This is a genomic window from Paenibacillus pasadenensis DSM 19293 (assembly GCF_000422485.1).
Classification (GTDB): Bacteria; Bacillota; Bacilli; order Paenibacillales; family Paenibacillaceae; genus Paenibacillus_O; species Paenibacillus_O pasadenensis.
Map to the genome: position 1 here is coordinate 133,964 of NZ_KE383854.1, position 12,137 is coordinate 146,100.

The following is a 12,137-nucleotide window of genomic DNA, read 5'->3' on the forward strand; positions in this document are numbered from 1 at the left end:
CCCTGCGCCTGCCGCTCCGCCTGCCGCTCCGCCTGCCGCTCCGCGCCCCGCCTACCACCCGAGCCGCTGCTTCAGCTCCTTGAGATGGGTGCGGCTGACCGGGACTTTGTCGCCGGAGCGCAGGATGAGCGTGCAGGTGGAGTGGAACCACGGCTGGATTTCCGCGATCGCGTCCACATGGACGAGGAACGCCCGATGCACGCGCGCGATCGGCGTGCCCTGCAGCTTCTGCTCGAACGCGACGAGCGGCTCGGCGCTGACGTAGGCTTTGCCGTCCGCGAGCGCGATGCGCGTCTTGCCCTCCTCGGAGGCGAGGTAAAGGATGTCGCCGACCGGCAGCAGCATGATGCGCTCGTCGACGGCGACGGCGAGCTTGCCGGTGCGGCTCGGCGCCGAAGCTCCCGGAGCTGCCGAGGCATGCGCCGCTCCGCCGCCGGCTGCGCTGCCGCCGCCCGGCTGCGAAGCCGCTTCGAGCCGCCGCGACAGCTTGTCGATCGTCTGGCGGATGCGCTCCTCGTCGTACGGCTTGAGGATGTAGTCGGCCGCGTCCAGGTCGAACGCCTGGAGCGCATGCTCGTCATAAGCGGTCGCGAACACGATCGCGGGCGGCCGCTCCAGCCGCTGCAGCCGGCGGGCGACGTCGAGTCCGCTCGCCTCCGACAGCTGGATGTCGAGGAAGACGACGTCGGGCGCGGAGTCGGCGATGCCGCGCAGCGCCTCCTCCGCCGTCTCGGCCTCGCCGACGATGTCGACCTTCCGCGTCCGCCGGAGCAGATAGGCCAGCTCGTCGCGCGCGAGCGGCTCATCCTCGACGAGATAGACTTTCAACATAGGGCTCTCCTCCTGTCTGCGCCTGGGAGCGGACCGGCACGGCCAGCACGACGGTCGTGCCCTCGCCGGGGCGGCTGATGATCTCGAACGACGCCTCTCCCTGATAGATTTCCTCGATGCGGGTGCGGATATTATGAAGCGCCGTGCCGGTGCCCGCTGCCGATTCGACCGGCTCGCTGCCGATCGACGAGAGCCGCTCCGGCGCGATGCCGACGCCGTTGTCCTGCGTCTCCAGCCGCATCCGCTCGCCGTCTCGGACGGCGCGGACGGACACGCGGAACGGGCGCTTCCCCTTCAGCGCCGGGCCGAAGGCATGGCGGACGGCGTTCTCCACGAGCGGCTGCAGCGTGAACGGCGGCACGAGCACGGTTTCGAGCTCCGGATCGATGTCCAGCCGCACGTCGTAGCGGCCGGGGAAGCGGGCCTTTTCCAGCGTCAGATACGCCTCGACATGCTCCAGCTCGCTGCGCAGCGGGATGAGCATCTGCCGCGCGCCCTGCAGGTTGCTGCGGAAAAAGACGCCGAGCTGCAGCAGCAGCTTGCGCGCCGTCTCGGGCTCGGTGCGGACGAGCGCGGAGATCGTATTGATCGCGTTGAACAGGAAATGCGGATGCACCTGCGCCTGCAGCGCCTTGACCTCCGCGTCCTTGAGCAGGCGGCTGAGCCGCTCGGCCTCCGCGAGCTCCAGCTGGGTCGAGAACAGGCGGCTGAGCCCTTCGGCCAGCTCCTGCTCGACGAGGTCCATCTGCAGCGGATCGGTGAAATACAGCTTGAGCGTGCCGGCCGTCTGGCCGTGCACGCGCAGCGGCAGCACGATCGCGGCCCGCAGCGGGCAGCCCTCATGCTCGCAGGCGATCGCCTCGCGCGTCTTGGCCTTGAGCAGCGTCCCGTGCTCCAGCACGTTGCGGGTGAGCTGCGTCGACAGGCTCTGCAGCGGGATGTGATGGTCGGAGGCGGCGCCGGCGTGGGCGAGCACCGTCTCGCGGTCGGTGATGGAGATCGCGTCGGCCGTCGTCTCGCGCAGCATGATGGCGGCGACCTCGCGCGAGGAGCGGACGTTCAGCCCCTGGCGGAAATACGGCAGCGTCAGGTCGGCGATATGCAGCGCCTTGTACGTCTGCAGCGCGCTCGTGCGCTCGCCCTCCTGCAGGATCGACTGGATGAACAGCATGAACAGCAGCGTGCCGAAGCCGTTGATGACGATCATCGGCAGCGCGATCACCTCGACGAGCTGCAGCGCCGTATCGAGAGGCCGCGCGAACAGCAGGATCAGTCCCATCTGAATGCACTCCATGACGATGCCGATGACGACGGCCCAGCCGGTCATGCGCTTGCCGGCGCGCCGCAGCCGCGGCCCGAGCAGGCCGGTGACGATGCCGGCGAAGATCGTGGAGAAGCCGCAGGCATAAGCGGTGAAGCCGCCGAGCGACATCCGGTGCAGGCCGGCGACGAGGCCGGCGCCGAGGCCGACGAGCGGCCCCCCGAGCAGGCCGCCGAGCGCGACGCCGAGCACGCGCGTATTGGCGATCGCGCTGTCCGCGTCGACGGCGGTCTGCCACGGCTCGGTGGCGACGAGGCCGCCGCTGATCTTGATGCCGGTATAGTTGCTGACGATGCCGAACACGCCGAAGATGGCGATGAGCAGCAGCTTGTCCTTGAGCCGATGCTCGTGGCGGATGATCTGGCGGAACGACTTCATGCGCGAGAGCAGGAAGACGATGATGAGCAGCAGGCCGACGCGCTCCAGCATGAGCGGCAGCAGATGGACCACGGGCATTCCCTCGCTTTTATGGATCGGGTTCTGCGACTGATTATACCCTAAAAAGCCCAGCCTGCGGCGGGACCCCTCGGGCGAGAAAGCTGGAGTTTCAAGTCATCTTCCATTAAAATGGAATCAGACCAGAAATTGCATGACATCCGCGCCGGCTTGCCGCAGCTTTTGCGGCGGCCGGCCGCCGACTTCCGCCTGGCCGATACGCCGTCCGACTTTGCAAAGGAGGCATTTCCATGGCTTACAATCCGTTTGAGGACAAGTCGCTCCATCTTACCGTGCCGCCGTCCATGCCCGAGGAGCTGAAGGACCGCGAGCCGTTCAATGACGTCATCCGCCACGGCCATATTGTCACCGGCTTCCGCATAAGCCGCTCGCTGCGGCATCTTCCGGCTTGGCTGAATCGGCCGCTGCGCCTGCTGATCGCGGCCCATGTGCTGGTTTTCCTCGGGTCGGTCCTTCACGAATCCGTCGCGCTGGCGTTGGAATTGCTGCCGTTCTGAGCGTTATTTTCTCCGATGCTGCTAATTTCTTGCCCATATGGGTAAAAGAAGGGAATAGGAAATCCGAAGCGGAGGTCGGTGAAGATGAACGAATACCGATTGTTGGACGGAAGCCTGCTCATGACCGACGGCAAGCTGCTGCTGCTCAAGCGCCCCGGCAGGGAGCCGGAGCCGGCAACGGCGGAGGAGGCGCTGCCCGAGCTGCTGGAGCTGCTGGAAGCCCAGCGCGTCAGCAAGGTGGCGCGGCTGCAGATGGAGATCGCCCAGGCGCTGGACGAGTCGATGAAGCTTGGCGCCGAATCGGCGGCCAAGATCGTCATCGACGCCTACCGTCCGGTGCTGGACGAGCGGACGACGCAATAAGCCAAAAAGGACGAAGGCCGGGCTCCTGCTCGGCTTCGTCCTTTTTTTGATATGGAATCAAGTCTATCTGCGCTGGCTGCCGAAAAATCGCTAAAATAGGGGATGAAGACGAGCCCGGGAGGGGAGCGAGCACGGCAAGCCTTGGTTAGGCTTGCTGTTCTTGGCCTTCCGCATAGGCGGCTGCGGCCGCGGCAGGATCGTAGAACATGATCTCGATCAGATGGCCGTCGAGGTCCTCGATGCTGCGGGAGTACATGAATCCCATGTCCTGCGGATCGGCCGCCTCGGCCGCGCCGGCAGAGAGCGCCTTGCCGATCAGCTCGTCTACCTGCTCGCGGCTGTCGGCGGAGAGGGCGAGGATGAGCTCGCTCGTGCGCGCGTCGGCGATGTCCTTGCGGATGAACTTTTTGTAGAACGGGTGGATCAGCAGCATGAGGAACGTGTTCTCGTTGAGGATGACGCAGGCGCCCTCGTCGTTCGTCATCTGCTCGTTGAACTCCAGTCCAAGCGAGCGGTAGAATGCTGTGGAGCGCTCCATGTCCTGCACGGGCAGGTTGATGAAGGTCATTTTCGGCGCGTAAGCCATGTTCGATCTCTCCTTTAATCAGGCGGATTCGGGGATGAGCCTATTGTAGCCCTTCCGCCGAGGGGCCGTTTCTTCTGGATCGCCATGATGGGCAAAAAAAGACGAAAAGCGACGAGTCGCGAAAAGGGAGATGCGCAAAATGAAGCTGGAAATCATCGCGACGAGGCCGGAGGACGCGCTGGCCGCCGAGCGCGGCGGAGCGGACCGGATCGAGCTCGTCAGCGGCATGCTCGAAGGCGGGCTGACGCCGAGCATCGGGCTGGCCGAGGCGGTGGCGGAGCGGGCGTCGATCCCGGTGAACGTCATGATCCGGCCGCATAGCCTGAGCTTCCGCTACGACCGGGAAGAGCTTGCGGTGATGCGCGCGGACATCCGCGCCATCCGGCGCACGCGCGCGGCGGGCATCGTGCTCGGCGCGCTGACGGCCGAGCGGACCGTCGACGCGGCGGCGCTGGAGCTGCTGCTCGGGGAAGCCGAGCATCTGAGCGTGACGTTCCATCGCGCGTTCGACGAGGCGCGCGACCTGGAGGAAGCGCTGGCGGCGCTCGCCCGCTACCCGCAGATCGACCGCATCCTGACGTCGGGCGGCCGCCGGACCGCGCCGGAGGCGGCGCCGGAGCTGCGCCGGCTCGTGCAGGCCGCGGCGGGCACGGGCATCGAGATTCTCGCCGGCAGCGGCATCCGGGCCGTCGGATTGGCGGAGCTCGTCCGCGAGACGGGCATCCGGGAGGTGCATGCGGGATCGTCCGTCCGCGTCGACGGGCATCCGCTGCGGCAGGTTTTGCCGGAGCGGGTGCGCGAGCTGCGGGACATTCTCGGCCGGCTGGAGGCGGAGAGGGCAGCCGCAGGCGGGAGCGGCGGCCAGCCGCCGCTCCGAAGCTGACGCGGCCGCGGCAGAGATCGTGCGCGCGCGGAAAAGGAAGGGCGAAAAGCCCTTCCCCGCCGCTGTCGAAGCGTGACTGGAAGATCAGGACGAATTTCCTGATCTTCTTTTTTTTACAAATTTTCAACCCTCGAGAACCGATGTGCATGCTACGATAGGGCCACAGTCCGCCGGGAAGGCGGCTGATTCGCAGCAGATCTCGGAGGAGGATCCGGATGAAGGACAAGCACCCGTCCCGCAGCTGGGGCAAAAGATGGATGAGCGCGCTGCTCGCGGCAGCCGTCGCGCTGCCTGCGGCGCCGCTCGCCTGGGGAGGCAGCGTCGCCCATGCCGAAGGACCCGCCGACCCGGCGCCGTTCATCAAGGCCAAGGTCGTCAACCACAATGCCGGCAAGAAGATCCTGTTCGACAACGCGCACGGCAATACGGCCGGAGCGGCCGATTGGGTCATCGACGGCGGCTTCTCGGACTTCGGCAACGCGCTCGCGCAGAACGGCTACGATGTGCAGGAGCTGCGCAAGTCCGGCCCGATCGCGCTGGCGGACCTGCAGCCGTACGACGTGTTCGTGACGGCGGAGGCGCAAGTGCCGCTGAAGGCGAGCGAGCAGGCGGCGCTGGCCGCGTACGTGGACGGGGGCGGCAGCGTCTTTTTCATCGGGGACCACTACAACGCCGACCGCAACAAGAACCGCTGGGACGGCAGCGAGGTGTACAACGGCTACCGCCGCGGGGCGTGGAGCAATCCGGCCAAAGGGATGAGCGCCGAGGAAGCCGCGTCCGCCGCGATGCAGGGCGTCGTCAGCTCCGACTGGCTGGCCGAGCAGTTCGGCATCCGCTTCCGCTACAATGCGCTCGGCGACCTGAACGCGAACGTCATCGTGCCTCCGGCGCAGTCCTTCGGCATCACGCAGGGCGTGGGAGCGGTCGCGATGCATGCCGGCTCCACGCTCGCGATCGTCGACCCGGCCAAGGCCAAGGGCATCGTCTACGTGCCGAAGACGAACCAGAAATGGGGCAGCGCCGTCGACCAGGGCGTCTACAACGGCGGCGGCGTCGAGGAAGGCCCGTACGTCGCCGTTTCCAAGAAGGGCGCGGGCAAGGCGGCGTTCATCGGCGACTCCTCGCCGGTCGAGGACGCGACGCCGAAGTACCTGCGGGAGGAGACGGGCGCGCGCAAGACGACGTATGACGGCTTCAAGGAGCAGGACGACGGCCGGCTGCTCGTCAACCTGATCGACTGGCTGTCCGTGGACGAAAGCTACACGAGCTTCGCCCAGGTGGACGGGCTGCAGCTCGACTCGCCGACGCTGCTGCTCGCGATGGAGAATCCGGCCGCGTCGACCGAGCCGCAGGCCGAGCCTTGGGCCGCGCCGAGCGCCGGCTACAAATGGTACGACCCGGCGACGTTCAAGGCCGGCTCCTACGGCTATGTCGGCGGCTCGACGCCAAGCCCGAGCGCTTCGCCGACGGCGTCGCCGAGCGGCACCCCGACGCCGACAAGCTCGCCGACGCCGGCTCCGGGCACGGTCGGCTACGGCTTCGAGGCGCAGGCCGTGCTGCCGAACTCCGGCGCCGAGTTCCCGCTGCGCATCACGGCGAGCGGCCTGACGCCGGGACAGACGGTGTCCGGGTACAGCTTCGGCGTGTACACGACAGCGAACGGCACGCAGATCGCCCAGGTGCAGAATGCCGACGGCAGCTGGCCGAGCGCTTATGCGTACAGCGCGGCGTTCAGCCTGCAGGCGGACAGCGCGGGCTATGCGTCCAAGGAGCTGACCGTGCGGCTGAAGCCCGGCTCCAGCGGCGCGGCCAACATGCGGCTGCGGCTGAACGGCACGAACCTCAAGACCTCCCCGGCGACGCTGGGCGACGTGCCGGCGGAGCCGCTGCCGACGCCGACGCCGACAGCAACGCCGCCGGCCAGCCCGAGCGCGACGCCAACGGCGACGCCGACGCCGAGCGCGACGCCGGAGCCGACGGCAACGCCGACGGCCAGCCCGGGCGCGACGCCGAGCGTCAGCCCAAGCCCGACGCCGGCGCTGTCGATTGCCGCGGCGCGGGCGCTGCCTGCCGGCACGACCGTGACGCTGACCGGGACGGCGCTGCATGAGCCGGGCATCTACGGCGGCGGCGAGTCGTTCTACCTGCAGGACGAGAGCGGCGGCATCTACGTCTTCCAAAGCGCGCCCGGCGTCAAGGCCGGCGACCGCGTGACGCTGACCGGCCGGCTCGCCGTCTACAACACCGAGCTGGAGCTGACCGACCTGAGCGCGCTCAGCGTCGTCGGCGGCGGAGCGCCGCCGGCGGCCGCCGATGCCGCCGGCGTCTCGGACGCCAATCAAGGCATGCTCGTCTCGATCGGCGAGGCGGTCATCTCGAATCTCGCCGATGCGGCTCCGAGCGGATCGTTCGAGTTCGATGCGACGACCGATGCCGGCACCAAGACCCGTATCCGCGTCGACGTCCGCACTGGCCTGAGCCGGAGCGAGTTCGGCTACGGCAACGGCGACCGCGTCGTGCTGCAGGGCATCGCCTCGATCTTCAAGGGAACCTATCAGCTCAAGCCGCGCGGACTGGAGGATATCGCCGCCCCGGCAGACCGCATCGCGCCTACGACCGTGCTGACGCTCTCCAGCGAGCCCAATGCGGCAGGCTGGCATCGCGAGCCGGTCGAATTCTCCCTGGCTGCGACGGATGACCGGGCCGGCGAGCTGGCGACCTTCTACACGCTGAACGGCGGGGAGCCGATCCGCTATGCGGGACCGGCGTCCGTCGAAAGCGAGGGCGAGACGACGATCCGTTACTACTCCGTCGATGCGGCTGGCAACCGCGAGGCGGTCAAAACCGCCGTCGTGCGCCTCGACCGCACCGTGCCGACCGTCCAGCTGACGCAGTCCGGCGCTCCGGTGACGGACGCTGGCTTTACGGACGAGCTGCGCTTCGAGCTCGCCGCCTCCGACGCGATCTCCGGCATCGCGGCGAGCGAGCTGCTGCTGGACGGACTGCCGATCGAGAGCGGCAGCTCGCGGCTCGCGGCCGATCTTGGACTCGGCAGCCACACGATCCGTTATGTCGTGACCGATCTTGCGGGCAACGTCGCGGAGCAGACGACGGCATTCCAGGTGCGGGCGCAAGCGGGCGGCGCGTCCGGAGCTCCGGGCGTGCCGGTGCTGAGCGACGACAGCGGCCACAAGAACGGGCTGCGGGACGGCCAGTATGCCGTGACGATGAATTTGTGGTGGGGCGAGAACGGCTCCATTTTCCGACTCTATGAAAACGGGATGCTCGTCCGCGCCGAGGTGCTGGCGGACCGCACGCCGGCCGCCCAATCGGTCCGCACCGAGTTCAGCGGCAAGAAAAACGGCGTCTACGTCTACACGGCCGAGCTGATCAATCCGCATGGCGTCACGAAAAGCGCGCAGCTCCGCGTCGCCGTGACCGACGCCAATCCGGGCAAGCCGTCCGTGTCGCACAACAACTGGGACGGAGACGGCAGCTACCGCATCTCGGCCAACCTGTGGTGGGGCACGAACGCGACGGAGTACCGGCTGTACGAAAACGGCACGCTCATCGACGTCCAGGCGCTGAGCGCGTCGACGCCGAGCGCGCAAGCCGCGTTCACGGACCTTGCTGGCCGTGCGCCCGGCGTCTACAGCTATCGCGTCGAGCTCGTCAACGCCGCCGGCGTCACGTCGAGCGACACGATCCAGGTCGTCGTCAGCCGCTGACGCTGAAGCTGAAGCGTGGAGACGCGCAGCGCTTGTGGGTCTTCTCCGCGGGGAGCGAAGCCTGAGAGGAGCGAGCTCTGAGCGAAGCAGATCCTAGAGGGCGGATCCTGATAGGCGGATTCCGAGAGAAGCGGATCTTAATGAGCGGAAGGGGCGAACCCTGTGAGGCGCGGCCTTGCGGGAAGCATGACCTCGGGTTGAAATGCGCATCGGTATCCCAGCAGAGCGCCACAGCGAAGGAAGCGGGCTCCTTAACGGCAAAAATGGCGTTAGGAAGCGCCACAGCGAAGGAAGCGAGCTCCTTAACGGCAAAAATGGCGTTAGGACGCGCCGCAACGAAGAAAGCGAGCTCCTAAACGGCAAAAATGGCGTTAGGACGCGCCAGCAGCCGGCGCCGGGGCAGCCCTAAGAGTTCTTGCTCCTTAAAAAAAGCAAAAACCGGCTGTCGCAGCCGGTTTTTGCTTTTTTTAGTTTCTTGAATCTGGAAGGAGGCACAAGTGGGCGGCGCCGCGCAACCCGAATTGATCGGGCTGCAGCCGCTGAACGAGGCCGCGCGAGCTATGCAACCCGATTTAATCGGGCTGCAGCCGCTGAACGAGGCCGCGCGAGCTATGCAACCCGATTTAATCGGGCTGCAGCCGCCAAACGAGGCCGCCCGCGCCGCGCCGCCCGATTCAGTTCGGGCTGTCCTCGCTCCATCAAGCGCCGGTCGGCGCCTGGACGCTCAGCCATTTCTTCACGTCGTCGGTGTAGTTTCCGTCATTGCGCTCGACGACCGTCAGGAAGTTTTTGACCTTCATCAGCATCGGAGTGAAGCTGCTGGAGCTGGCGGCGTCGGCGACGGCCTTCTTGTAGGCGGCCAGCGCCTCGGCGTCGATCTTCTTGGTATCGTAGTCGAACAGCGGCGTATTGTTGCTGCCGTAGAACAGATGCGTCTTGAGCTGCTCGTAGCGCTCGCTCACCGCCTTGTAGCGGTTCGAGCTCCTGTACTGCAGCAGGAACCTCTCCGCGTCGAGATCGCGCTGCAGCAGCTCGCCCCAGCCGATGACGAGACCGGCGTCGCGCAGCGTCGGCTTGCGCACCTCGTCGGCCATCAGCTTGACGTACAGCTGGATGTCGGCGGTGACGCGGCTTTTCCAGTTCTCGTACAGCGGGTAGTTGATCACCGGGAAAAACATGCCCTCCGCCGTCGCGACGGCATAGCCCTGATCGCGAGAATCGGCCAGCAGCTTGCGGACGCTCTCGCCCTTCGCATGCTTCAGCAGCGATGTATACGTGCCGCTGCCGCCCGCCCTCCAGGCGTCGTCGATCGCCTTTTGCACGCCGCTCTGCTCATAGCGATGCTGCAGCTTGCCGAGCGCGGCGTTTTGGGCGTTCTCCAGGCGCAGCGCCATCATCGAGGCGGTCCAGCTGTCGACCTTGGACAGATGGTTGTTCAGGTAGTTGACGGCTCGGGCGAGATTGCCGGAGGCGAGGATCGAGATGTACTCCCGGTAGTGCTGCTGGGACGAGGACGCTTCAGTCACGGCCGTAATGGCCGCATGGCCCGGCGCCGGGGCCGGCTGGCCCTGCAGCGCGAAGGCGGAGCCGGCTCCGCCAGCCGTCAGCGACAGGACGAGCAGCGATGCGGCTGTCGTTTTCAACCTCTTTTTCATGATGATCTCCTCCTGTGTTGGATGGGATGCTGCGGTTGCTCTCTCAGACGGTTCTTACACGAGAAGGTTGCAGGGCAATCACGGACACGGGCCGCGCATCCCTTGACCGGCAAGCGATTAAGTGCGATAACCAGTAGCAGGATCAACCATTCGGGAGGTAAACGATGAACCACGAAAAGCTTCTGCGGATCGGCCTCGGCTACCCCGGCGCGAGCGTGAAAACCCCGTTCGACCCGCATATGCCGGTGCTGTTCGTGAAGGACAAGATGTTCGCCCTGCTCGGCTCCACCGGAGGGGTCGAGAGCGTCAATCTCAAGGTCAGTCCGGACGAGGCGTGGCTGCAGCGGGAGACGTACCCGGACGCGGTGCTGCCGGGCTATCACATGAACAAGCGGCACTGGAACACCGTCGTGCTCGGCGGCGCCGTGCCGGACGACGTCGTGGAGGGCATGCTCCAGGAGAGCTATCTGCTCGTCGTGGCGGGCTTGCCCAAGGCGGTTCGAGCCGAGCTGGCGGCCAGCTTGAAGCGGGCGTTTCCGGATCGCGGCGATTAGGTGGAAGCGGAACGGGTAAGGGAAGGGAAAGGGAAGGGAAAGGAGCTTGCTGCTCAGGCAGGCTTTTTTGCTATTTCACCGACAACGAGGGAGGAGCAATCCCATGACCATGAAAACGAGAAAAGCGGCCGTGCTGCTGCTCGGAGCCTCGATCGCGCTCGCTGCCTGCTCCAATGCGAAGAACGAGCCGAGCCCGTCCCCGACGGCCGCGGCTCCATCGCCGCAAGCGTCGGCGAGCGTGCAGCCGTCGGGGGCGGCGCCGCCCGCCGAGACCGGCGGCGCGGACAATGCCGGCAGCGGGGCCGAGGCCGGAGCCGTCCGCTATTTCGGCGAGTGGAAGGTGACCGGCGACGTGGCCAGCACGCCCGTATCCGCCGGACCGGATGAATCCCTGATCGGCCAGGAGGCGTCCTTCTCCAAGGAATCGGCCCGCTTCGGCGACGCCGAGACGGCGAATCCCGTGTACGAGGAGAAGTCCTTGACCGCCGAGCAGTTCGCTCAGGATTACCGGATGCAGCTGAGCGACCTCGGCATCGAAGGAGAGTCGGCGCAGACAGTCGAGATCAAAGATTTCGCGGGACCGAGCGGCATGTTCTTCATCAAGGACGACTCGACGCTGCTGATGATTCTGGACGGCGTATTCTACGAGCTGAGCCGGGCTTGACCGGCTGAACGGCCCAAAAAGGCTGTCCTCGAAGGTCAACGAGGTTGACCGGGGACAGCCCTTTTTTGATTTTCCGACGAAACGGCGAAGCTCCGGCTACCGGGTCTGCTGCTCCGTCGTAATCATCCAGTTTACGCCGAAGCGGTCCGTCAGCTGGCCGAACAGCGTGCCCCAGAACGCCTGCTCGAGCGGATGGTAGATTTGGCCGTCCTGCGACAAGCGGTCAAAGGCGCTGCGCGCATCCGCGTCGTCCGTGAACTCCAGCGACAGGAACGTATGGCTGCCCGGCTGCGGCGTCAGGATGCCGTCACATAGGAAAAACGTCACGCCGCCGGCGACGATCGTCATGTGGAGCACCTTGTCCGAGGCGTCCGGTCCGGCGCCGGGCATCTGGTCATGCGTCATGACGTTCAGAATTTCGCCGCCGAGCGCTTCGATATAAAATTCCGCCTGCTGACGGGCGTTGACGGACATGAGGTACGGAGTAAGCTTGGCCATGGAGGATTCCAACCTTTCGAAGGGGAGTGTGCTTTCACGTCTAAGCATAACCGAACCAGGGGAGGCGGATTTCTTCCGGATCGCCATCCTGACGGAAGGCG

Annotated in this window: 11 protein-coding genes; 6 read left to right on the top strand and 5 right to left on the bottom strand. The window is 66.3% G+C overall.

Annotated elements, in window-relative coordinates:
• Nucleotides 1–51 precede the first annotated feature (51 nt).
• Together H582_RS0120875 and H582_RS0120880 are read right to left on the bottom strand one after the other, a co-directional pair.
• On the bottom strand, nucleotides 52–831 hold the full coding sequence (locus H582_RS0120875) for a LytR/AlgR family response regulator transcription factor (RefSeq protein ID WP_028600093.1): 780 nt from the start codon (nucleotides 829–831) through the stop codon (nucleotides 52–54).
• Nucleotides 803–2,602, bottom strand: a complete 1,800-nt coding sequence (locus H582_RS0120880) for a sensor histidine kinase (protein WP_028600094.1) — start codon at nucleotides 2,600–2,602, stop codon at nucleotides 803–805. Before H582_RS0120880 ends, H582_RS0120875 begins: the two co-directional genes overlap by 29 nt.
• Nucleotides 2,603–2,838: 236 nt before the next feature.
• Between H582_RS0120880 and H582_RS28785 the strand changes: the two genes are divergently transcribed.
• Nucleotides 2,839–3,105 carry a hypothetical protein gene (locus H582_RS28785; protein WP_043111681.1) on the top strand — a complete coding sequence of 89 codons (267 nt, stop codon included), beginning with the start codon at nucleotides 2,839–2,841 and terminating at the stop codon, nucleotides 3,103–3,105.
• 84 nt (nucleotides 3,106–3,189) lie between these two features.
• On the top strand, nucleotides 3,190–3,468 hold the full coding sequence (locus tag H582_RS0120890) for a hypothetical protein (protein ID WP_127464496.1): 279 nt from the start codon (nucleotides 3,190–3,192) through the stop codon (nucleotides 3,466–3,468).
• Between the two features lie 145 nt (nucleotides 3,469–3,613).
• Here the strand turns inward: H582_RS0120890 and H582_RS0120895 are convergent, their stop codons facing one another.
• Nucleotides 3,614–4,054 carry a VOC family protein gene (locus H582_RS0120895; RefSeq protein WP_028600096.1) on the bottom strand — a complete coding sequence of 147 codons (441 nt, stop codon included), beginning with the start codon at nucleotides 4,052–4,054 and terminating at the stop codon, nucleotides 3,614–3,616.
• Nucleotides 4,055–4,193: 139 nt separating this feature from the next.
• Between H582_RS0120895 and H582_RS28790 the strand changes: the two genes are divergently transcribed.
• Together H582_RS28790 and H582_RS32980 are read left to right on the top strand one after the other, a co-directional pair.
• Nucleotides 4,194–4,937, top strand: a complete 744-nt coding sequence (locus H582_RS28790; RefSeq protein WP_052333498.1) for a copper homeostasis protein CutC — start codon at nucleotides 4,194–4,196, stop codon at nucleotides 4,935–4,937.
• 257 nt (nucleotides 4,938–5,194) lie between these two features.
• Nucleotides 5,195–8,665, top strand: a complete 3,471-nt coding sequence (locus tag H582_RS32980) for an OmpL47-type beta-barrel domain-containing protein (protein WP_373864123.1) — start codon at nucleotides 5,195–5,197, stop codon at nucleotides 8,663–8,665.
• Between the two features lie 698 nt (nucleotides 8,666–9,363).
• Here the strand turns inward: H582_RS32980 and H582_RS28795 are convergent.
• Nucleotides 9,364–10,320, bottom strand: coding sequence for a hypothetical protein (locus H582_RS28795; protein ID WP_052333499.1), 957 nt, complete (start codon nucleotides 10,318–10,320; stop codon nucleotides 9,364–9,366).
• 164 nt (nucleotides 10,321–10,484) lie between these two features.
• Between H582_RS28795 and H582_RS28800 the strand changes: the two genes are divergently transcribed.
• Nucleotides 10,485–10,874, top strand: coding sequence for an MmcQ/YjbR family DNA-binding protein (locus tag H582_RS28800; protein WP_043111682.1), 390 nt, complete (start codon nucleotides 10,485–10,487; stop codon nucleotides 10,872–10,874).
• A gap of 103 nt (nucleotides 10,875–10,977) precedes the next feature.
• Entirely contained in the window at nucleotides 10,978–11,538 is a 561-nt protein-coding gene (locus tag H582_RS0120920) for a hypothetical protein (RefSeq protein WP_028600098.1), read from the top strand.
• A gap of 96 nt (nucleotides 11,539–11,634) precedes the next feature.
• On the opposite strand, the gene H582_RS0120925 is transcribed toward H582_RS0120920, so the two are convergent.
• Nucleotides 11,635–12,036, bottom strand: coding sequence for a VOC family protein (locus H582_RS0120925; protein ID WP_028600099.1), 402 nt, complete (start codon nucleotides 12,034–12,036; stop codon nucleotides 11,635–11,637).
• Between the last annotated feature and the right edge of the window lie 101 nt (nucleotides 12,037–12,137).

Coding starts and splice junctions, on each gene's coding strand:
- H582_RS28800 (WP_043111682.1), top strand. CDS start 10,485: ATGAACCACGAAAAGCTTCTGCGGATCGGCCTCGGCTACCCCGGCGCG.
- H582_RS0120890 (WP_127464496.1), top strand. CDS start 3,190: ATGAACGAATACCGATTGTTGGACGGAAGCCTGCTCATGACCGACGGC.
- H582_RS0120875 (WP_028600093.1), bottom strand. CDS start 831: ATGTTGAAAGTCTATCTCGTCGAGGATGAGCCGCTCGCGCGCGACGAG.
- H582_RS0120895 (WP_028600096.1), bottom strand. CDS start 4,054: ATGGCTTACGCGCCGAAAATGACCTTCATCAACCTGCCCGTGCAGGAC.
- H582_RS28795 (WP_052333499.1), bottom strand. CDS start 10,320: ATGAAAAAGAGGTTGAAAACGACAGCCGCATCGCTGCTCGTCCTGTCG.
- H582_RS0120925 (WP_028600099.1), bottom strand. CDS start 12,036: ATGGCCAAGCTTACTCCGTACCTCATGTCCGTCAACGCCCGTCAGCAG.
- H582_RS0120920 (WP_028600098.1), top strand. CDS start 10,978: ATGACCATGAAAACGAGAAAAGCGGCCGTGCTGCTGCTCGGAGCCTCG.
- H582_RS32980 (WP_373864123.1), top strand. CDS start 5,195: ATGAGCGCGCTGCTCGCGGCAGCCGTCGCGCTGCCTGCGGCGCCGCTC.
- H582_RS28790 (WP_052333498.1), top strand. CDS start 4,194: ATGAAGCTGGAAATCATCGCGACGAGGCCGGAGGACGCGCTGGCCGCC.
- H582_RS28785 (WP_043111681.1), top strand. CDS start 2,839: ATGGCTTACAATCCGTTTGAGGACAAGTCGCTCCATCTTACCGTGCCG.